Genomic DNA, 20,080 nt, shown 5'->3' with positions numbered 1-20,080 from the left:
CCCAACCGAACCCGATCGGGTGGGCCGGGTGCGAGTCGCCGTCGTAGCGCGGGCAGCCACTGGTAGCGGTGGGACATGCTCCTCACCCCCCGCGTCGGCCCTCGTGCCTGCTCCGAGTCACGGACCCAGCCCGGGACCGGATCCCGACCCCACTCCCGGACCTGGCCCCGGGCCATGCGGCACCGGAAGGCGGCCCTGCTCGCCTCCGCCGTCTCCGTCTGTCTCCTCGCCGCCGCGGGCCCGGCCGAGCCCCTCGGCATCGGCGACCGGCTCTACCCGGACCTGGGCAACCCGGGCTACGACGTGGCGTCGTACGACCTGTCCTTCACCTATCCCGGTACCAACGACAAGCCGCTCCAGGCCGTCACCACCATCGACGCCTGGACCACCGCCGACCTGGACCGGATCAACCTCGACTTCACGCACGGCACCGTGCAGTCCGTCGAGGTCGACGGGCGTCCCGCGGCCTTCACCACCGCCGGCGAGGACCTGGTCGTCACCCCGGACCACGGCATCGCGGAGGGCAACTGGACCCGCATCACGGTGAAGCACACCAGCGATCCCGTCTACGCCAAGGACCAGGACGGCGGCTGGGTGCGCACCTCCGACGGCCTTGTCATGGCCAACCAGGCAGACGCCGCCCACCAGGTCTTCCCGTGCAACGACCACCCGTCCGACAAGGCGATGTTCACCTTCCACATCACCGCCCCGAACGGCTACACGGCCGTGGCCAACGGTCTGCCCGCCGGAGCCGACCGGGTAGGCCGTACCACCACCTGGACCTACCGCACCCAGCACCCCATGGCCACCGAACTCGCCCAGGTGTCCATCGGCCGTTCCGCCGTGCTGCGCCGTGAGGGACCGCACGGGCTGCCGATGCGCGACGTCGTGCCCAGCTCCGACGCCAAGGCCCTCGAACCGTGGCTCGCCAAGACGCCCGGCCAGATCGCCTGGCTGGAGAGCAAGGTCGGCAGGTTCCCCTTCGAGACGTACGGCGTGCTCATGGCGCAGGCCTCCACCGGGTTCGAACTGGAGACACAGACCCTCTCCCTCTTCGAGAAGAACCTGTTCACCGAGCCCGCCTACCCCAAGTGGTACATCGAGTCGGTCATGGTGCACGAGCTGTCCCACCAGTGGTTCGGCGACAGCGTCAGCCCCGCCACCTGGTCCGACGTCTGGCTGAACGAGGGGCACGCCACCTGGTACGAGCAGCTGTACGCCGAGGAGACCGCGCACCGGCCCATGGAGAACCGGATGAAGGCCGCGTACAGCGCCTCCGACCGCTGGCGCGAGGCCGGCGGCCCGCCCGCCCGGCCCAAGGCGCCCGCCCCCGGCCAGAAGATCGGCATCTTCCGCCCCAACGTGTACGACGGCGCCGCGCTGGTCCTCTACGCCCTGCGCCAGAAGATCGGCCGACCGGCCTTCGAGCGGCTGGAACGGATCTGGGTCCGCGAACACCGGGACTCCACCGCCACCACCGCCGACTTCGTCCAGCTGGCCTCGGCGGTCTCCGGCCGCGACCTGAGCGGCTTCCTCAAGGACTGGCTGTACGGTGAGAAGACCCCGCCGATGCCCGGCCACCCGGAGTGGAAGCAGCTTTCACCGACCGAGACCGCCGGGCCCGAGGCATCGCGGAGCGCGCGATAACGCGGTGACGAGACGGGCCGCCTCGTGCGACCATCTTCGGGTCGGCGCGAGACGGGACGACGGGAATCTCCCGGGGTATTCGTGCGTTGACCACACAGAGCCGGTCCAGTGGGACCGGCCACCGACGCCGTAACGGCTTCCCATCGACGTAAGGATCCAATGACCTCCTCTTCTTCCCCTTCCCAGGACACCAAGCGCCTCGCGTACGCCTATCCCGAGGGTCTTCGGGCCGATGCCCTGATGGAAGAGGACGACGCCTGGAGCTACGAGATCGACGGCGAGCGGGACGGCGACCAGTTCGACCGCTCCGAGCGCGCGGCGCTGCGCCGTGTGGCGGGCCTGTCCACCGAGCTGGAGGACGTCACCGAGGTCGAGTACCGGCAGCTCCGCCTGGAGCGGGTCGTGCTCGTCGGGGTGTGGACCACCGGCACCGCTCAGGACGCCGACAACTCCCTCGCGGAGCTGGCCGCCCTCGCGGAGACCGCGGGCGCGCTCGTGCTCGACGGTGTGATCCAGCGCCGCGACAAGCCCGACGCGGCCACCTACATCGGCTCCGGCAAGGCCCAGGAACTGCGCGACATCGTCCTCGAAACGGGCGCCGACACGGTCATCTGCGACGGTGAGCTGAGCCCGGGCCAGCTGATCCAGCTGGAGGACGTCGTCAAGGTCAAGGTCATCGACCGTACGGCCCTGATCCTGGACATCTTCGCCCAGCACGCCAAGTCCCGAGAGGGCAAGGCGCAGGTCGCGCTCGCGCAGATGCAGTACATGCTGCCCAGGCTCCGCGGCTGGGGTCAGTCGCTGTCCCGGCAGATGGGTGGCGGTCGCGGCGGCCTCGCCACGCGTGGCCCCGGTGAGACGAAGATCGAGACGGACCGGCGACGGATCCGCGAGAAGATGGCGAAGATGCGCCGGGAGATCGCGGACATGAAGACCGGCCGCGAGATCAAGCGCCAGGAGCGCCGGCGCAACAAGGTGCCGTCCGTCGCCATCGCGGGCTACACCAACGCCGGCAAGTCCTCCCTGCTCAACCGCCTCACCGGCGCCGGAGTCCTGGTCGAGAACGCCCTGTTCGCGACCCTGGACCCGACCGTCCGCCGGGCCGAGACCCCCAGCGGCCGGCTGTACACCCTGGCGGACACCGTCGGATTCGTCCGTCACCTGCCGCACCACCTGGTCGAGGCGTTCCGCTCCACCATGGAGGAGGTCGGCGACTCCGACCTGATCCTGCACGTGGTGGACGGCTCGCACCCGAACCCGGAGGAGCAGCTCGCGGCCGTGCGCGAGGTGATCCGGGACGTCGGCGCCACCGACGTGCCCGAGATCGTCGTGATCAACAAGGCGGACGCAGCGGACCCGCTGGTCCTCCAGCGGCTGCTCAGGGTCGAGAAGCGCTCCATCGCCGTCTCTGCCCGCACCGGCCGGGGCATCGAGGAACTGCTCGGCCTGATCGACAACGAGCTGCCCCGCCCCTCGGTCGAGATCGAGGCGCTCGTGCCGTACACCCACGGCAAGCTCGTCGCCCGCGCCCACACCGAGGGCGAGGTGATCTCCGAGGAGCACACCGCGGAGGGCACCCTGCTCAAGGTCCGGGTGCACGAGGAACTGGCGGCGGACCTGGCGCCGTACGCACCGGTCTCCGCGTCCTGATCCAAGGCCATGCGAAAGGCCCGCTCCCCTTTCGGGGGGCGGGCCTTTCGCGCCTCTCCAGCCGCGAGATGGCGAAGTCAACCGCCGTTACTGCCCGGCAAACTTCCTGCTGACCGCGTCATACACGCCCTTGGCCACCGACCCCAGCCGCGGCCCGGCGAGCCAGCCCGACGTCACCGGACCGATCGAGGTGTTGGACACCAGCGCCGGCTTACCGTCGGAACCGGTCTCCACCCAGCCACCGCCGGAGGAGCCCGCGGTCATCGTGCAGCCGATGCGGTACATCGTCGGAGCCGACTGGTCGATGGAGAGCCGGCCCGGCTTGTCCTTGCACTGGTAGAGCAACTGACCGTCGAACGGAGCCGCCTCCGGGTAGCCGGACGCCGTGATGCCGTCGACCTTCGGCACCGCGGGAGCGTTGAAGTTCACCGGCAGCGCCCCGCCGACGGTCTCCTCCAGCGACTTGCCGCCGTTGCCCTGCTCGGGCGTCACATGGATCACCGCGAAGTCGTACGGGGCACCGTTGCCGCCGGTCTCACCGCCCTGGTCGATCCACTGCTGCGAGGTCCGCGCCGCATCGGCCCACCAGACACCGTAGGGGGCGATCTCGGACCGGCTGGCGTTCTGCAGCTGAGCGACCGACTCGCCGGAGTTGTTGTACGACGGCACGAAGGCCATATTGCGGTACCAGCCGCCGTTCTTGCCGGCGTGCACGCAGTGCCCCGCCGTCCAGACGAGGTTGGACTTGCCCGGGTGCGCGGGGTCCTCCACGACCGTGCCCGAGCACACCATGTGGCCCTGGGGGGAGTCGAAGAACACCTTGCCCGAGGCGGCCGCGTTGGTGTGGTACGGCGGCGTGACCGCCTGGGCCTTCACCGGCTGCGGGGTCGGGTCCGTCACGCCCTGGTCACCGGAGATGTCGTTGTCGTTGACACCCTTGTTCGGGTCGTTGGCGTGGCGCATCCGGTTGGGATCCCACAGGCCCTTGATGATCGGGTTGATGAAGTCGTTGGCCTCGCGCAGCCAGTCTTCCTTGTTCCAGTTCTTCCAGGCGCCGTTCTTCCACTTGTCGATGTCGATCCCGTGCTCCTTGAGCCTCTTCTTGAGGTCGTCCGGGATCCTGATCTTGCCGTCGCCAATGCCGTCCGCGGTCGCCGAGGCGGTCGGCTTGTCGTCGGCCTTGTTGTCGCCGTTGCAGGCAGTGGCGGTCAGCGCCAGCGTGGAGGCGAGGGCGACCGCCGCCAGCGCGGGGGAGGTACGGCGCGCGCCCCTCCCTCGCCGAACAGTGAACGACGGCCGTATGGATCGCATGCTGTGACTCCCCCTGCTGTGAAGGTACTCGGCGCTTCGGCCGTGCCACCGGCCGAGAACTCGTGGGGAGTTCATGCCGGTCTCACGACCGTCTAGGAACGGCATCACACACTATGCGCTGGCTGTGGGGGACTTCCGACGGAACGGCAACGGTTCGGCCACAAGCCGTCTGACCAGGACAACCATCCCTGGATCGCCCGATGCGACGTCCACTCGGCGGCACGGCCTTCCGGATTGCCGCCCATGCCGTCGTCCCGTCGTGGCAATGATCTTGCGTAAACCCGTAACCCGCCGAACGGTCCACGGTTGTAGGGGTGGGGGGCCAGCTGCCTGTATCCGGCCCCCGCGGATCAACTCGCCTCTGGACAGCGGGGAGGACAGCGAGCCGTGGCCGTTACGGAGTCGATGGCTGCAGGGATGCACGGGGAAGAGCGTGCTGTGCACGAGGGGATCCTCAGACGCCAGTCGGCGCGTGAGTCCTCCGCCCGCACCTATGCCCGGGCTCTGCCCATCGTCCCGGTCCGGGCCCGAGGGCTCACCATCGAGGGCGCCGACGGCCGCCGCTATCTGGACTGTCTCTCCGGCGCCGGAACGCTCGCCCTCGGCCACAACCATCCGGTCGTACTGGAAGCCATCCGCAGGGTCCTCGACTCCGGCGCTCCCCTCTCCGTCCTCGACCTGGCGACCCCCGTGAAGGACGCCTTCATCACCGAGCTGTTCCGCACCCTCCCGCCAGGCCTCGCCGACCGCGCCCGCGTCCAGTTCTGCGGCCCGGCCGGTACCGACGCCGTCGAGGCCGCCCTCAAACTGGTCCGGGCCGCGACCGGCCGCACCGGCATCCTCGCCTTCACCGGCGCCTACCACGGCATGACCGCCGGCGCCCTGGCCGCCTCCGGCGGAGCCCGGGACGTCCAGGTCGCCCGGCTGCCCTATCCGCAGGACTACCGCTGCCCCTTCGGCGTCGGCGGAGCGCGCGGCGCCGAACTCGCCGCCCGCTGGACCGAGTCCCTCCTGGACGACCCGAAGTCGGGCGTGCCGCTGCCCGCCGGGATGATCCTCGAACCCGTCCAGGGCGAAGGCGGAGTGATTCCCGGCCCGGACGACTGGCTGCGCCGTATGCGGCGGCTCACGGCGGACCGCTCCATCCCACTGATCGCCGACGAGATCCAGACCGGAGTGGGCAGGACGGGCGCCTTCTGGGCCGTGGACCACAGCGGCGTCACCCCTGACGTGATGGTCCTGTCCAAGGCCATCGGCGGCAGCCTCCCACTGGCCGTGATCGTCTACCGCGATGATCTCGACGTCTGGCAACCCGGCGCCCACGCGGGAACCTTCCGGGGCAACCAGCTCGCCATGGCCGCGGGCACCGCCACCCTCACCTATGTCCGAGAGAACGGCCTCGCCGACCGCGCGGCCGACCTCGGCTCCCGCATGCTGAACCAACTCGGCGAACTCGCCGGCACGTTCGCGTGTGTGGGCGAGGTGCGGGGGCGTGGACTGATGATCGGGGTCGAGCTGGTGGACCCGGCGCGCGCCGGGTCCGAGCCCCTCGACCACAGCTCCGCGGCCACGGGCCTGGAGCCCTCCCACACCCCGTATCCGGCCGCGCCCGAACTCGCCGTGGCAGTACAGCGGGAGTGCCTTCAGCGCGGCTTGATCGTCGAACTCGGCGGCCGCCACTCGGCCGTGGTCCGGCTGCTTCCCCCGCTCACGATCAGCGAGGAGCAGGCGACGGCCGTTCTGGACCGGCTGTCGGACGCGGTGGCCGCGGTCGCCCGCAGTCACGAAGAGCACGGCCCACACGGCCCACACCACGGCGGACACCACGGCCCTGGCCAACGCACGGGCTGAGAGCCGCACCCACACCGCCCGGCCCTCGAAGCCGGCACCAGCCTCACGAACACCGACCTTGCTCATCCAACTGCATCTCCTTCCAAGGACGCTCAGGCCGAAACGGGCTCCCATGACGCACCCCCAGCCCTCTCGCCCACGCCCGCTCTCCCCGGCGCCCCGGCCCTTCGACGCGGCCGAGCCGACCTCCGACGCGGCCGAGCCGACCGTCGGCGCCGCCGAGGCAACCATCGGCCGAGAGAACGGTGCCGGAGCGACGGCACGAGCCCAGCACCAACCCAGCCAGCCACGAGGAGCCGTCATCAACGCCACTCCCACTCCCGACGGCAGCTCCGGCGCTCCCGACGACCAGGGAGACTCCGCCACCCCGGCCGCTCCCGTGCCGCTCGCCGAGTCGGTTCCCCAGCAGAAGAGGCGCACCGCGGATCTCACCCGTGTGACCGAGCCCGGCGCCGACCTGCTGGAACATCCCGACCCGCATATCGCGGCCCAGGCCGCCGCCGTGGAGAACCTGCTGCGGTGCTGGGTACGCGAGACCAGCCTCGCCGCCCCCACCAGTGGGACCCTCCGCCTCCCGCTTCCGGCCAGCGGCATCTCCCTGCTCGTGCCGGTCCGCTACTGGTCGCCCACCGGCTCGCACCGCTTCGGTCCACCACGCCTGACCAGCGCCCCCGAGGCCGCCCCGGCCGTCGACGCCGTCACCCTGGCGGCGCTGCTCGCCCGGGAGAGAGCCGGAGACACGGGCAGCACCTCCCGCGCCCAGGACTCCGGTGCGGCCTGCCTCCACGACGACGGCGATCTCGTGGCCAGGGTGGCCGACTCCCTCCGCCGCACCGCGACCTTCATCCGCGACCGGCGCGAGCACCCGACCGATGCGCCCGGCCTCTTCCTCTCCGCCGAGCAGGCCCTCCTCCTCGGACACCCCCTGCACCCGACACCCAAGAGCCGGGAAGGTCTGACCGAGGCAGAAGCCCGCCTCTACTCACCGGAGCTGCGTGGCTCCTTCCCCTTGCACTGGATGGCTGTCGCCCCCTCCCTCCTCGCAACCGACTCGGCCTGGACCGAGCGCGGGCGCCCCGTCCCCGCCGACCACCTCACCCGGCGCCTCGCCGCAACCGACCTCCTCCCGACCGACGGCCACGCCGCCCTCCCTCTGCACCCCTGGCAGGCCCGCGAGCTACGCCATCGCGAACCCGTCGCCGCCCTGCTCGACTCCGGTCTCCTCCGCGACCTTGGTCCCCTCGGCGCCGACTGGCATCCCACGTCCTCCGTGCGCACGGTCCACCGATCCGGCGCCCCGGCGATGCTCAAGCTGTCGCTGGGACTGCGCATCACCAACTCCCGCCGGGAGAACCTGCGCAAGGAACTCCATCGGGGAGTCGAGGTGCACCGGCTGCTGCGCACCGGCCTGTTCAAGCAGTGGCAGGCCGTACACCCCGGCTTCGACATCGTCCGCGACCCCGCCTGGCTCGCCGTCGACGACCCGGACGGCCGGCCCGTGCCCGGACTCGACGTGATGATCAGGCACAACCCGTTCGGCCCGACCGACAACGTCGGCTGTGTCGCCGGTCTCGTCTCGCCGGGGGCCGTTGCCGAACCCGAACCCGAAGGCAGCTTCTGCGTCCAGCAGCCGGCCCGGCCCATGCGCTCCCGGCTGGCCCAGCTTGTGGCGAGGCTCGCCGCACGCACCGGGCGGCCCGTCGGAGCCGTTGCCGCGGAGTGGTTCCTCCGCTACCTGGAGCAGGTCGTTCGCCCCGTGCTCTGGCTGGACAGCGAGGCCGGCATCGCCCTCGAAGCCCACCAGCAGAACACCCTGCTTCTGCTCGACGGCGACGGCTGGCCCGCCGGCGGCTATTACCGCGACAACCAGGGCTACTACTTCCGCGAGTCCCGGCGAGCCGAACTGGACGCCCGGCTGCCCGGTATCGGTGAGCGCAGCGACACCTTCGTCTCCGACGAGGTCACCGACGAACGCTTCGCCTATTACCTCGCCATCAACAACGTGCTCGGCCTGATCGGCGCGTTCGGCTCCCAACGCCTGGCCGACGAACGACTCCTCCTTGCAGCCTTCCGGCGTTTCCTCACCGATGTCGCCGCAGGACCCAACGCCCTGCGCACCTCCCTGCCCCGCCGCCTGCTCGACTCGCCCGTGCTGCGGTGCAAGGCCAACCTGCTGACCCGGTTGCACGGCCTCGATGAACTCATCGGCCCGGTCGACACCCAGTCCGTCTACGTCACCATCGCCAACCCCCTTCATTCCTGAGCGAATCGAACCGTCTCTCCGCACTTCCGAGGACCATGACCCACCTCGTCTCCTGAGAGGAGCGCACCATGCCTCCCACCGACGCGAACGCCGCCCCCGGCCCCAGCCCTGCCTGTCCGGGAGCCCCCGTCGGCCCAGGCGCCCCTGCCCACGTGGGGGCGCCCCCGTGCGAGCGAAGCCGAGCGTGGGGCAGTACCGCCGGCCCCCGCGCGGACAGCATGGGTGCCCTGCGGGCCCCGTTCACCGGGTTCGCCATCGAGGACGACGACGGGGACAGCGAGGACACGCTGGACCTGCATCTGCCCGCCGAGTTCCTCGCGCTCTTCGCCGGAGGTACGGCCTACCTCCTGGACCAGCTCCCCACGTGGGGTCCGGTGGTCACTCGCGTCGGCTCCTTCCAACTGGTTCCTGTCCGTATCGATGAAGACCTGCAGCTCATCCATCGCTGGATGAACGACCCCGCCGTCGCGGAATTCTGGGCGCTGGCCGGACCCCAGAACCGGACGGAGGACCACCTGCGCGCCCAACTCGAGGGCGACGGACGCAGCACGCCGTGTCTGGGTGTGCTGGACGGCACGCCGATGAGCTACTGGGAGATCTACCGGGCAGACCTGGATCCGCTGGCCCGCCGCTATCCGGCTCGTCCCCATGACACCGGGGTCCACCTCCTCGTCGGCGGAGCGGCGGATCGAGGGCGGGGGCTGGGATCCGCCCTGCTCCGCGCCGTGGCCGACCTGATCCTGGACCGGCGCCCCGCCTGCGCACGAGTCGTAGCGGAACCCGATCTTCGCAACACCCCCTCCGTCGCGGCGTTCCTGAGCGCCGGCTTCCGGTACGCGGACGAGGTCGACCTGCCCGGCAAGCGGGCCGCCCTCATGATCCGGGACCGAGTCCTGCGCGATGTGCTGTAGCGCTGTGTGACTGCGCGCTCACATGTAGTACGAAGCGGGGGGCGCTGGGGTTCCCGCGTTCCGAGAAATTTCCGAAGCCAATGTCCAACAGGAGCCCGGCCGTGATCCCGCCCTCCCTCCCCGTCTTGACCGCCCGTTTGTCAGTGCCGGGCCGTAGGGTGGTCGGGCTATGACGAAGCCCTCACTCCCCGAACTCCTGCATGCCGCTGTCACCGCTGTCGGCGGCACGGAGCGCCCCGGCCAGGTGACCATGGCCGAAGCGGTCGCCGAGGCGATCGACGACGGATCCCACCTGCTGGTCCAGGCCGGCACCGGCACCGGTAAGTCGCTCGGCTATCTCGTGCCGGCGCTCGCGCACGGGGAACGGGTGGTCGTCGCGACGGCCACACTCGCGCTGCAGCGCCAGCTCGTGGAACGCGACCTGCCGCGCACGGTCGAGGCCCTGCACCCGCTGCTGCGCCGCCGGCCGGAGTTCGCGATGCTCAAGGGCCGGTCGAACTATCTGTGCCTGCACCGCCTGCACGAGGGCATGCCGCAGGACGAGGAGGACGGCCTCTTCGACCAGTTCGAGGCCGCCGCACCCACCAGCAAGCTGGGCCAGGACCTCCTGCGGCTGCGGGACTGGTCCGACGAGACGGAGACGGGCGACCGGGACGACCTAACCCCGGGCGTGTCGGACCGCGCCTGGGCGCAGGTGTCGGTGTCGTCGCGGGAATGCCTGGGCGCGTCGAAGTGCGCCTACGGCGCCGAGTGCTTCGCGGAGATGGCCCGCGAGCGTGCCAAGCTCGCCGAGGTCGTGGTCACCAACCACGCGCTGCTCGCCATCGACGCCATCGAGGGCGCGCCAGTGCTGCCGCAGCACGAGGTGCTGATCGTGGACGAGGCGCACGAGCTCGTGTCGCGGGTCACCGGCGTCGCGACCGGCGAGCTCACGCCCGGCCAGGTCAACCGTGCGGTGCGCCGCGCCGCCAAGCTGGTGAACGAGAAGGCCGCCGATCAGCTCCAGACCGCCGCCGAGGGCTTCGAGCGGCTGATGGAGCTGGCCCTGCCCGCCCGTCTGGAGGAGATCCCGGAAGACCTCGGCTATGCCCTGATGGCGCTGCGCGACGCCGCCCGGACGGTCATCTCCGCGATCGGTGCGACGCGCGACAAGTCGGTGCAGGACGAGGACGCCGTCCGCAAGCAGGCCCTGGCCTCGGTGGAGACGGTGCACGACGTGGCGGAGCGGGTCCTGAACGGCTCGGAGTGGGACGTCGTCTGGTACGAACGGCACGACCGCTTCGGTGCGTCCCTGCGGGTCGCTCCCATGTCGGTCTCGGGCCTGCTCAGGGAGAAGCTCTTCGCCGACCGCGCCGTCGTCCTCACCTCCGCGACCCTCAAGCTGGGCGGCGACTTCAACGGCGTCGGTGCGTCCCTGGGCCTCGGCCCCGAGGGCGTGGAGGGCGAGGACCTGCCGAAGTGGAAGGGCGTCGATGTCGGCTCGCCCTTCGACTACCGCAGGCAGGGCATCCTCTATGTCGCCAAGCATCTCTCGCGCCCCGCGCGTGACGGAGAGCGTTCCGACATGCTCGACGAGCTGACCGAACTCATCCAAGCCGCCGGTGGCCGCACCCTCGGGCTGTTCTCGTCCATGCGGGCCGCGCAGCTCGCGGCGGAGGAGCTGCGCTCCCGGATTCCCGAGTTCCCGATCCTGCTCCAGGGCGAGGAGACCCTCGGCGAACTGATCAAGAACTTCGCGGCCGACCCGAAGACCTGCCTGTTCGGGACCCTGTCCCTGTGGCAGGGCGTCGACGTGCCCGGCCCCAGCTGTCAGCTCGTCGTCATGGACAAGATCCCGTTCCCTCGTCCCGACGATCCGCTGATGAGCGCCCGGCAGAAGGCGGTGGAGGACGCGGGCGGCAACGGCTTCATGGCGGTGGCCGCCACCCACGCGGCCCTGCTCATGGCCCAGGGTGCCGGCCGGCTCGTCCGCGCGTCGGGGGACCGGGGCGTGGTCGCCGTACTGGACCAGCGGCTGGCCACGGCACGGTACGGCGGCTATCTCAAGGCATCACTGCCGGGCTTCTGGTACACCACGGACCGTAATCAGGTGCGCAAGTCGCTCGCGGCGATCGACGCGGCGGCGCAGGCGGCGGAAGCGCAGCAGGCCGAGGCGAAGTGATCGCAAGGTGGCCTGACCGGCGCCGGTCAGGCCACCCCGCGATGCGACAGCACCGTGCAGCCCCGCTGGACACAGCAGGGCCCCGGAACCGGCGCAGGGGTTCCGGGGCCCGGTCAGGGAGCGAGCCGGCCGTACGGCCCGCCCGCCGCAAGCGTCACACGCGCCGCAGCACCGCGACGACCTTGCCCAGAATGGTCGCGTCGTCACCGGGGATCGGCTCGTAGGCCGCGTTGTGCGGGAGGAGCCAGACATGGCCGTCCTCGCGCTTGAAGCGCTTGACGGTGGCTTCGCCGTCGAGCATCGCCGCCACGATGTCGCCGTTCTCGGCGACCGGCTGACGGCGGACGGTGACCCAGTCGCCGTCGCAGATCGCGGCCTCGATCATGGAGTCACCGACGACCTTCAGCACGAACAGTTCACCGTCGCCGACGAGCTGGCGGGGGAGAGGGAAGACGTCCTCGACGGACTCCTCCGCGAGGATGGGGCCACCTGCGGCGATGCGGCCGACCAGCGGGACGTACGACGCGGCGGGCTTGCCGGCGGTGTCCGTGGGCTGCACGGTCACGGCCTGGTCCGAGCCTCGGACCTCGTACGCGCGAGGGCGGTGCGGGTCGCGGCGCAGGAAGCCCTTCCGCTCCAGCGCCATCAGCTGGTGGGCGACCGAGGAGGTGCTGGAGAGGCCGACGGCCTGGCCGATCTCCCGCATCGACGGCGGGTAACCGCGCCGCTGTACGGAGTCCCGGATCACTTCGATCACGCGGCGCTGCCGGTCGGTGAGCCCGGAGCTGTCGGCCCGGATGCCTGGAGGTCGGCCCGGCAGGGAGCGCTTGTGTCCCTCGGGATTCGTGGCTTCGTTCATCACGTGTACCGGCTCGACTCGTCCCTGGGAGCGGTCCTGGGCGGTGATGGTGGCACTGTCTGCGGTGGTGGTCACGTCGGCCCCTCTCGATGGTCTCCCTGCTGGACAACGGTAGTTGCTTTCGAAAGGTTGCGCCAAACACACGTTCGAGTGAAAAAGTGCGATTCACCTGACGCGATCATGTGTCTGGGTGTATCGCTGACGCGCCACCTGGCGGGCAAAAGCGCCCATTGTTGTACTCTTCACCGCTGGGGTTGCCGACCTCGTGGGTCGCTGCCCCAGTCTGTCATCCGGAACCTGCTCGTCCGGGCTCCGGGTCCCTCCTGTGCCGGAGTCCCACGCGTCCTCCGTGCGGCGCCCACGCTATCTCCGTAAGCCTCGCAGCGATACGGCTCTGCGCCCGCGTGTCTCTGCGGGCCCTGTGCAGGTCGGCGTCCGCTTCCGTTTCTCGCGACACGCGAGTTGGCTTCGATGTATGAGCCAAGCCCCACATCTAGTGGTTGGATGGCTACACCAGCCCAGAAGTTGTGGTCCCCCCGGTCCGAGGCGGCTCGGCGATCGCCTATGCTTAGGGCTGCTTCGCGGGGCTCATGTGGCCTGGTGAGGTTATTGAGTCTGCTGTGAGGAGGGTTGGAGATCATGCACTGCCCCTTCTGCAGGCACCCCGACAGCCGTGTGGTCGACAGTCGTACCACCGACGACGGCACGTCGATCCGCAGGCGCCGCCAGTGCCCTGACTGCTCCCGTCGTTTCACGACCGTGGAGACGTGTTCGCTCATGGTGATCAAGCGGTCGGGGGTCACTGAGCCCTTCAGCCGTACCAAGGTCATCAACGGCGTGCGCAAGGCATGCCAGGGACGGCCTGTCACCGAAGACGCGCTCGCCCAGCTCGGCCAGCGGGTCGAGGAGGCGCTGCGAGCCACCGGAAGCGCCGAGCTGACCACCCATGACGTGGGGCTGGCCATACTCGGCCCGTTGCAGGAGCTCGACCTCGTCGCCTATCTGCGATTCGCCTCCGTCTACCGGGCGTTCGACTCGCTCGAGGACTTCGAGGCTGCCATCGCGGAGCTGAGGGAGACGACGCGAGGCCCCGCCGCGGACGAGGAAGTCGCGGGAGCGGGGAGCCAGGAAGACGACCGCGGGCGCGGCGGGACCACTCAGGTCCCCGTGCCCGCCCACGTCGCCGACTGACCGGCGGGCCGGAATCCGGAGGAGAGCCGGGTTCCGGCCGCCAGGCGGCGACCGAAGACCTGTTGCGGGCGGCAGCTGAGGGTGCTCGCAACGAAAGACACAACACCGTGCCACGGGAACAAACGGGGCACTTCAGGGCGTTTTTGCCCGTACAGGGAGGCGGCATGACAGAGACGGCGAGCGGTCCGGCGCGAGGTTCCCGAGCCAAGGGCACCAAGGCGGGTAACAAGGGACTGCACATCGAGCGCATCCACACCACCCCCGGCGTACACCCGTACGACGAGGTTTCGTGGGAGCGCCGTGACGTCGTCATGACCAACTGGCGCGACGGCTCGGTCAATTTCGAGCAGCGTGGCGTCGAGTTCCCCGACTTCTGGTCGGTGAACGCGGTCAACATCGTCACCAGCAAGTACTTCCGTGGTGCCGTCGGCACCCCGCAGCGTGAGACCAGCCTCAAGCAGCTGATCGACCGCATCGTGAAGACGTACCGGAAGGCCGGCGAGGACCACAAGTACTTCGCCTCGCCCGCCGACGCAGAGATCTTCGAGCACGAGCTGGCCTACGCCCTCCTGCACCAGATCTTCAGCTTCAACAGCCCCGTCTGGTTCAACGTGGGCACCCCGCAGCCCCAGCAGGTCTCGGCCTGCTTCATCCTGTCCGTCGACGACTCCATGGAGTCGATCCTCGACTGGTACAAGGAAGAGGGCATGATCTTCAAGGGCGGCTCCGGTGCCGGCCTGAACCTCTCCCGCATCCGCTCCTCCAAGGAGCTGCTGTCCTCCGGCGGCAACGCCTCCGGACCGGTCTCCTTCATGCGCGGCGCCGACGCCTCCGCCGGCACCATCAAGTCCGGTGGTGCCACCCGCCGCGCCGCCAAGATGGTCGTCCTCGATGTCGACCACCCCGACATCGAGGACTTCATCGAGACCAAGGTCAAGGAGGAGGAGAAGATCCGCGTCCTGCGCGACGCGGGCTTCGACATGGACCTGGGCGGCGACGACATCGCCTCCGTCCAGTACCAGAACGCCAACAACTCGGTCCGCGTGAACGACGAGTTCATGAAGGCGGTCGAGGAGGGCGACAAGTTCGGCCTGCGCGCCCGTATGACCGGTGAGGTCATCGAGGAGGTCGACGCCAAGGCGCTCTTCCGCAAGATCGCCGAGGCCGCCTGGGCCTGCGCCGACCCGGGCATCCAGTACGACGACACCATCAACAACTGGCACACCTGCCCCGAGTCCGGCCGGATCACCGCGTCGAACCCGTGCAGCGAGTACATGCACCTGGACAACACGTCCTGCAACCTGGCCTCGCTGAACCTGATGAAGTTCCTGAAGGACGACGGCAAGGGCAGCCAGTCCTTCGAGACCGAGCGCTTCCAGAAGGTCGTCGAGCTGGTCATCACCGCGATGGACATCTCGATCTGCTTCGCGGACTTCCCGACCCAGAAGATCGGCGAGAACACGCGCGCGTTCCGCCAGCTCGGCATCGGCTACGCCAACCTCGGCGCCCTGCTGATGGCCACCGGCCACGCCTACGACTCCGACGGCGGCCGCGCCCTGGCCGGCGCCATCACCTCCCTGATGACCGGTACGGCCTACCGCCGCTCCGCCGAGCTGGCCGCGGTCGTCGGCACGTACGACGGCTACGCCCGCAACGCCGACGCCCACAAGCGCGTCATGGCGCAGCACGCCGACGCCAACGGCAAGGCCGTCCGCATGGACGACCTGGACACCCCGGTGTGGGCCGCCGCCACGGAGGCCTGGCAGGACGTCGTCCGTCTCGGTGAGAAGAACGGTTTCCGTAACTCGCAGGCGTCCGTCCTCGCCCCGACTGGCACCATCGGTCTCGCGATGTCCTGCGACACCACCGGTGTCGAGCCCGACCTGGCGCTCGTGAAGTTCAAGAAGCTGGTCGGCGGCGGCTCGATGCAGATCGTCAACGGCACCGTCCCGCAGGCCCTGCGCCGCCTGGGCTACCAGGAGGAGCAGATCGAGGCGATCGTCGCCCACATCGCCGAGCACGGCAATGTGATCGACGCCCCCGGCCTGAAGCACGAGCACTACGAGGTGTTCGACTGCGCCATGGGCGAGCGCGCCATCTCCCCGATGGGCCACGTCCGCATGATGGCCGCGATCCAGCCGTGGATCTCCGGCGCCATCTCCAAGACGGTCAACATGCCGGAGACGGCGACCGTCGAGGAGGTCGAGGAGATCTACTTCGAGGCCTGGAAGCTGGGCGTCAAGGCGCTCGCGATCTACCGCGACAACTGCAAGGTCGGCCAGCCGCTGTCGGCCAAGAAGAAGGAGATCGAGGAGAAGAAGGCCGAGGAGCCCGCGGCCGTCGAGGCCAAGGTCGAGAAGGTCGTCGAGTACCGCCCGGTCCGCAAGCGTCTCCCCAAGGGCCGTCCGGGGATCACCACGTCCTTCACGGTCGGTGGCGCCGAGGGCTACATGACCGCCAACTCCTACCCGGACGACGGTCTCGGCGAGGTCTTCCTGAAGATGTCCAAGCAGGGCTCGACCCTCGCGGGCATGATGGACGCCTTCTCCATCGCGGTCTCCGTCGGCCTCCAGTACGGCGTGCCGCTGGAGACGTACGTCTCGAAGTTCACCAACATGCGCTTCGAGCCGGCCGGCATGACGGACGACCCGGACGTGCGGATGGCGCAGTCGATCGTCGACTACATCTTCCGCCGCCTGGCGCTGGACTTCCTGCCCTTCGAGACCCGTTCCGCGCTCGGCATCCACTCCGCCGAGGAGCGTCAGCGGCACCTGGAGACCGGTTCCTACGAGCCGAACGAGGACGAGGTCGACGTCGAGGGTCTGGCCCAGTCCGCGCCCCGCGCGCAGGAGCTGAAGGCGGTCGCCACACCGAAGGCCGAGTCCGAGGCGGCCAAGCCCGCCCCGAAGCAGGCCCACACCAGCGCCGAGCTGGTGGAGATGCAGCTGGGCATCCAGGCCGACGCCCCGCTGTGCTTCTCCTGCGGCACGAAGATGCAGCGGGCCGGTTCCTGCTACATCTGCGAGGGCTGCGGCTCGACCAGCGGCTGCAGCTGATGAAGCGCGGTTTCTGAAGTGAAGTAAGGGGCGTCGGCAATGGCCGGCGCCCCTTACCGCTACTGGGCCCTGCCCATGACCCGGGTGAAGGTCGCCGGGTCCTCGTCGAAGCCGTGCACGCCGGGACGGAAGGTCCACTCCCCGGAGTCGTCACGGACGAATTCCGCGATCGTGGCCGCCGTCGCGCCGAGGACCGAGCCGAAGTTGTCCTGGGCGAGCACGGTGTAGCGGTCCACCCGGATGCGCATGGCCGGATTCAGTACATTGACGAACGTCTTGTGGCCGAACCGCTGTTGGATGACGACACCGACCACCACGCGCGCGTACCGGCCGTCGAGCCGGTCCAGTTCCAGCGTCATGACCTCGTCCCAGCCGAAGCCTCTGCCGTCGGTGCTGTCCCTGTTGAGGAAGATCGTGCCGTCCGGTGAGCGGCTGTCGAAGTGCACCAGATAGGCCGGGGTCCCGTACGGATCGCCCGACAGGAACGTCGCGGCGACGAGGTCGAGATCGGTGGGCGGCTGACCCGCAGGACTGGGGTCCCACTTGAGCCCGACCTCGACCTTGCCGATTCCCTTGCTGAAACCGGTCAACAGGCTTCCCCTTCCCCCGGTGGCTGCCATGCTCCCCAACTCGGGTGCAGTCAGGGCTCCTTGTCCATCGTGCCACGCGCGCGGGGCGCATGCGCGGGCGATCTCCGCCGGAGCGTGACCGACGCCACGCCCCGTGGCCTTACGATGGCGCGGTGCTGGTCAAGTGGATTCGCTGCACCGTGGTGGACCGCCGCGGCTTCGAGCGGGGGCAGCGGAAATGGGCGGGGCTTCTGGGGGAGCCGGGTTTCCGGGGGCAGGGTGGAGGCTGGAGCCGGCAGCGGCCGGGGGTGGCACACATCTTCGCCTTCTGGGAGAGCCGTGCCTTCTACGACTCCTTCATGGCCCGCTCGCACGACCGCCTGGCGGCCGCCCAGTCCGGTACGTTCAAGGACGCGCAGGTCAAGCTCTTCGAGTACCGCTTCGATGTGAAGACGGGCTTCGAGCCGCGGTTCACCGACTCCGATCTGGTCCGTGTGGCCCTGTGCCGCGTCCACGAGGAGCGCGTGGAGCATTTCACGCTCATGCAGGAGAAGGTCTGGAACCCGGCGATGGCCGGTTCGCCCGGCATGATCCGCGGCATGTTCGCCGAGGCGCCCGAACAGGAGTTCCTGGTCCTGTCGATGTGGCGGTCGGCGGCCGAGCACGGCAAGTACCGTACCGAGCGGGTGGAACGTCTCGCGCTGCGTGCCCAGACCGAGGCCGACGTCGCGGCACTCTCCGGTGACATCGTGGAGCTGGAGCCGTCCTGGACGGTCTGAGGCCACCATCGTGCGTTTGAATACCAAACTCACCGCCTGAAGGTGCGACTCACCGGGCCCCGGAATGGCCCTGACGGCGAGATTCGTGTGACCTACGCCGTATGGGGCCGGTCCGGGTGCTCGATCTTCCCTCGTTCGATCTAGGGTTTTGGCATGGCACGACCACGGCGCATCGTCCTTGTCCGGCACGGCGAGTCCACGGGCAACGTCGACGACTCCGTGTACGAGCGCGAGCCCGACCACGCTCTCGCGCTGACCGAGCGCGGCTGGGGGCAGGCGGAGGAGACCGGCAAGGAGCTCCGGGAGCTCTTCGGCCGGGAACGCGTGAGCGTGTACGTCTCCCCGTACCGCCGGACGCACGAGACACTCCGCGCCTTCCACCTCGACCCCGAACTCATACGGGTCCGGGAGGAGCCGAGGCTGCGCGAACAGGACTGGGGCAACTGGCAGGACCGCGACGACGTGCGCCTGCAGAAGGCCTACCGCGACGCGTACGGCCACTTCTTCTTCCGGTTCCCGCAGGGCGAGTCCGGCGCCGACGTGTACGACCGGGTCGGCGGCTTCCTGGAGAGTCTCTACCGCAGCTTCGAGGCCCCGGACCACCCACCGAACGTCCTCCTGGTGACACACGGACTGGCGATGCGACTGTTCTGCATGCGGTGGTTCCACTGGACGGTCGCGGAATTCGAGTCACTGTCGAACCCCGGGAACGCCGAGATGCGGATGCTCGTTCTCGGGGACGACGGCAAGTACACGCTCGACCGGCCCTTCGAGCGCTGGCGAAAACCGGTGCCGTACTGGGCGAACCTGGGCGAACGGATAGAGTGGCAGAGCGATGACCGCTGACTCCTCTTCCTCCGGATGCCTGGAGCGCGCCCTGGCGAGCCTGCGCGGACTGGCTGTGGGGGACGCCCTGGGCTCCCAGTTCTTCGTCCCGGCGAACTACCCCCTGCTGAAGCGACGCGCACTACCCGCGGGTCCCTGGCAGTGGACGGACGACACCGAGATGGCCTGCTCCGTGGTGGCCGTCCTGGCCGCCCACAGGCGCATCGACCAGGACGCACTGGCCCGCTCCTTCGCCGAGCACCACGACTTCGACCGGGGCTACGGCCCCGCGGTCAACCGGCTTCTGAGACTCGTCCGGGAGGGCGAGGACTGGCGTGAACTGGCCGCCGCACTGTTCAACGGACAGGGGTCCTGGGGCAACGGAGCGGCGATGCGGATCGCGCCCCTCGGCGCCTGGTACGCGGACGATCCGGAGCAGGCGACCCACCAGGCGGAGATCTCGGCCTACCCCACCCACCAGCACCGTGAGGCCGTCGTCGGCGCCATGGCCGTGGCCGCCGCGGCGGCGCTGGCCGGCTCGCCGGGCGGACCGCCCAGCCCGGAGGCGCTCCTCGACGGCGTCATCGCCCTGGTGCCGAAGAGCGCCGTCGGTCAGGGACTCCGGCGCGCCCGGGACATGCTCGACTACGGCGACGCGGGCACCGTCGCGGCGGTGCTGGGCTGCGGACGCCGTACGACCGCCCACGACACCGTTCCCTTCGCCCTCTGGTCGGCCGCACGGAGCCTGGGCGACTTCGAGGCGGCCTTCTGGACGACGGCCGGGGTCGGCGGCGATGTGGACACGACCTGCGCGATCGTGGGCGGTGTGCTCGCCTCCGGCAAGGCGGGGGCACCGCCCGTCGAGTGGGTGGAACGCTGCGAGGTGCTGCCGGACTGGGTGCCGGCGGCGCTCTGACGGGTCCGACGGCCGCGGCCGGAGGGCATCCGGGTGTGATCTCGTGGCCCGAGCCGGTGCTTTTCGCACCCGGGCAGGCGGTCTTGGAAAC

14 protein-coding genes are annotated in these 20,080 nt (G+C 69.8%); 11 read left to right on the top strand and 3 right to left on the bottom strand.

The window, feature by feature from the left end:
- Nucleotides 1-75: 75 nt before the first annotated feature.
- Complete coding sequence (locus tag ACWCQS_RS33260; protein WP_451007899.1) at nucleotides 76-1,647, top strand: M1 family metallopeptidase; 1,572 nt, start codon at nucleotides 76-78, stop codon at nucleotides 1,645-1,647.
- Nucleotides 1,648-1,806: 159 nt separating this feature from the next.
- Entirely contained in the window at nucleotides 1,807-3,297 is a 1,491-nt protein-coding gene (gene hflX / locus ACWCQS_RS33255; RefSeq protein WP_450985567.1) for a GTPase HflX, read from the top strand.
- An 87-nt stretch (nucleotides 3,298-3,384) separates the two neighbouring features.
- Here hflX and ACWCQS_RS33250 read toward each other — a convergent pair whose 3' ends face one another.
- Entirely contained in the window at nucleotides 3,385-4,608 is a 1,224-nt protein-coding gene (locus ACWCQS_RS33250) for a trypsin-like serine peptidase (protein ID WP_451007898.1), read from the bottom strand.
- Nucleotides 4,609-5,013: 405 nt separating this feature from the next.
- Between ACWCQS_RS33250 and ACWCQS_RS33245 the strand changes: the two genes are divergently transcribed.
- The 4 genes from ACWCQS_RS33245 (at nucleotide 5,014) to ACWCQS_RS33230 (ending at nucleotide 11,794) form a co-directional block, all read left to right on the top strand.
- Nucleotides 5,014-6,459: a diaminobutyrate--2-oxoglutarate transaminase family protein gene (locus ACWCQS_RS33245; protein WP_451007897.1), complete on the top strand. Its 1,446-nt coding sequence runs from the start codon at nucleotides 5,014-5,016 to the stop codon at nucleotides 6,457-6,459.
- A gap of 301 nt (nucleotides 6,460-6,760) precedes the next feature.
- Nucleotides 6,761-8,722 (top strand): IucA/IucC family protein, encoded by a 1,962-nt coding sequence (locus ACWCQS_RS33240; RefSeq protein WP_451007951.1) that lies wholly within the window; start codon nucleotides 6,761-6,763, stop codon nucleotides 8,720-8,722.
- 68 nt (nucleotides 8,723-8,790) lie between these two features.
- The gene (locus tag ACWCQS_RS33235) at nucleotides 8,791-9,633 is read left to right on the top strand and encodes a GNAT family N-acetyltransferase (RefSeq protein ID WP_451007896.1); all 843 of its coding nucleotides are present in this window, start codon (nucleotides 8,791-8,793) and stop codon (nucleotides 9,631-9,633) included.
- Nucleotides 9,634-9,802: 169 nt separating this feature from the next.
- Nucleotides 9,803-11,794 (top strand): ATP-dependent DNA helicase, encoded by a 1,992-nt coding sequence (locus tag ACWCQS_RS33230; protein WP_451007895.1) that lies wholly within the window; start codon nucleotides 9,803-9,805, stop codon nucleotides 11,792-11,794.
- Nucleotides 11,795-11,948: 154 nt separating this feature from the next.
- Here the strand turns inward: ACWCQS_RS33230 and lexA are convergent, their stop codons facing one another.
- Nucleotides 11,949-12,728, bottom strand: coding sequence for a transcriptional repressor LexA (gene lexA, locus ACWCQS_RS33225; protein ID WP_055710152.1), 780 nt, complete (start codon nucleotides 12,726-12,728; stop codon nucleotides 11,949-11,951).
- A gap of 564 nt (nucleotides 12,729-13,292) precedes the next feature.
- Between lexA and nrdR the strand changes: the two genes are divergently transcribed.
- Nucleotides 13,293-13,844, top strand: coding sequence for a transcriptional regulator NrdR (gene nrdR / locus ACWCQS_RS33220; RefSeq protein ID WP_451007894.1), 552 nt, complete (start codon nucleotides 13,293-13,295; stop codon nucleotides 13,842-13,844).
- Nucleotides 13,845-14,008: 164 nt separating this feature from the next.
- Nucleotides 14,009-16,900 (top strand): vitamin B12-dependent ribonucleotide reductase, encoded by a 2,892-nt coding sequence (locus tag ACWCQS_RS33215; RefSeq protein ID WP_451007893.1) that lies wholly within the window; start codon nucleotides 14,009-14,011, stop codon nucleotides 16,898-16,900.
- A gap of 59 nt (nucleotides 16,901-16,959) precedes the next feature.
- Here ACWCQS_RS33215 and ACWCQS_RS33210 read toward each other — a convergent pair whose 3' ends face one another.
- A complete protein-coding gene (locus ACWCQS_RS33210; RefSeq protein WP_451007892.1) occupies nucleotides 16,960-17,490 on the bottom strand; it encodes a TerD family protein in 531 nt (176 codons plus the stop codon).
- 152 nt (nucleotides 17,491-17,642) lie between these two features.
- Here ACWCQS_RS33210 and ACWCQS_RS33205 point away from each other — a divergent pair, with 152 nt between their 5' ends.
- The 3 genes from ACWCQS_RS33205 (at nucleotide 17,643) to ACWCQS_RS33195 (ending at nucleotide 19,989) form a co-directional block, all read left to right on the top strand.
- Nucleotides 17,643-18,248, top strand: coding sequence for a YdbC family protein (locus ACWCQS_RS33205; protein ID WP_451007891.1), 606 nt, complete (start codon nucleotides 17,643-17,645; stop codon nucleotides 18,246-18,248).
- A gap of 153 nt (nucleotides 18,249-18,401) precedes the next feature.
- Entirely contained in the window at nucleotides 18,402-19,094 is a 693-nt protein-coding gene (locus ACWCQS_RS33200) for a histidine phosphatase family protein (protein ID WP_451007890.1), read from the top strand.
- Nucleotides 19,084-19,989, top strand: coding sequence for an ADP-ribosylglycohydrolase family protein (locus ACWCQS_RS33195; RefSeq protein ID WP_451007889.1), 906 nt, complete (start codon nucleotides 19,084-19,086; stop codon nucleotides 19,987-19,989). Before ACWCQS_RS33200 ends, ACWCQS_RS33195 begins: the two co-directional genes overlap by 11 nt.
- The last annotated feature ends 91 nt before the right edge of the window (nucleotides 19,990-20,080 follow it).

It is taken from the genome of Streptomyces sp. NPDC002076 (genome assembly GCF_053593835.1).
The sequence above is the reverse complement of the archived record's forward strand: the minus strand, read 5'-3'. Positions and strand labels throughout refer to the sequence as shown.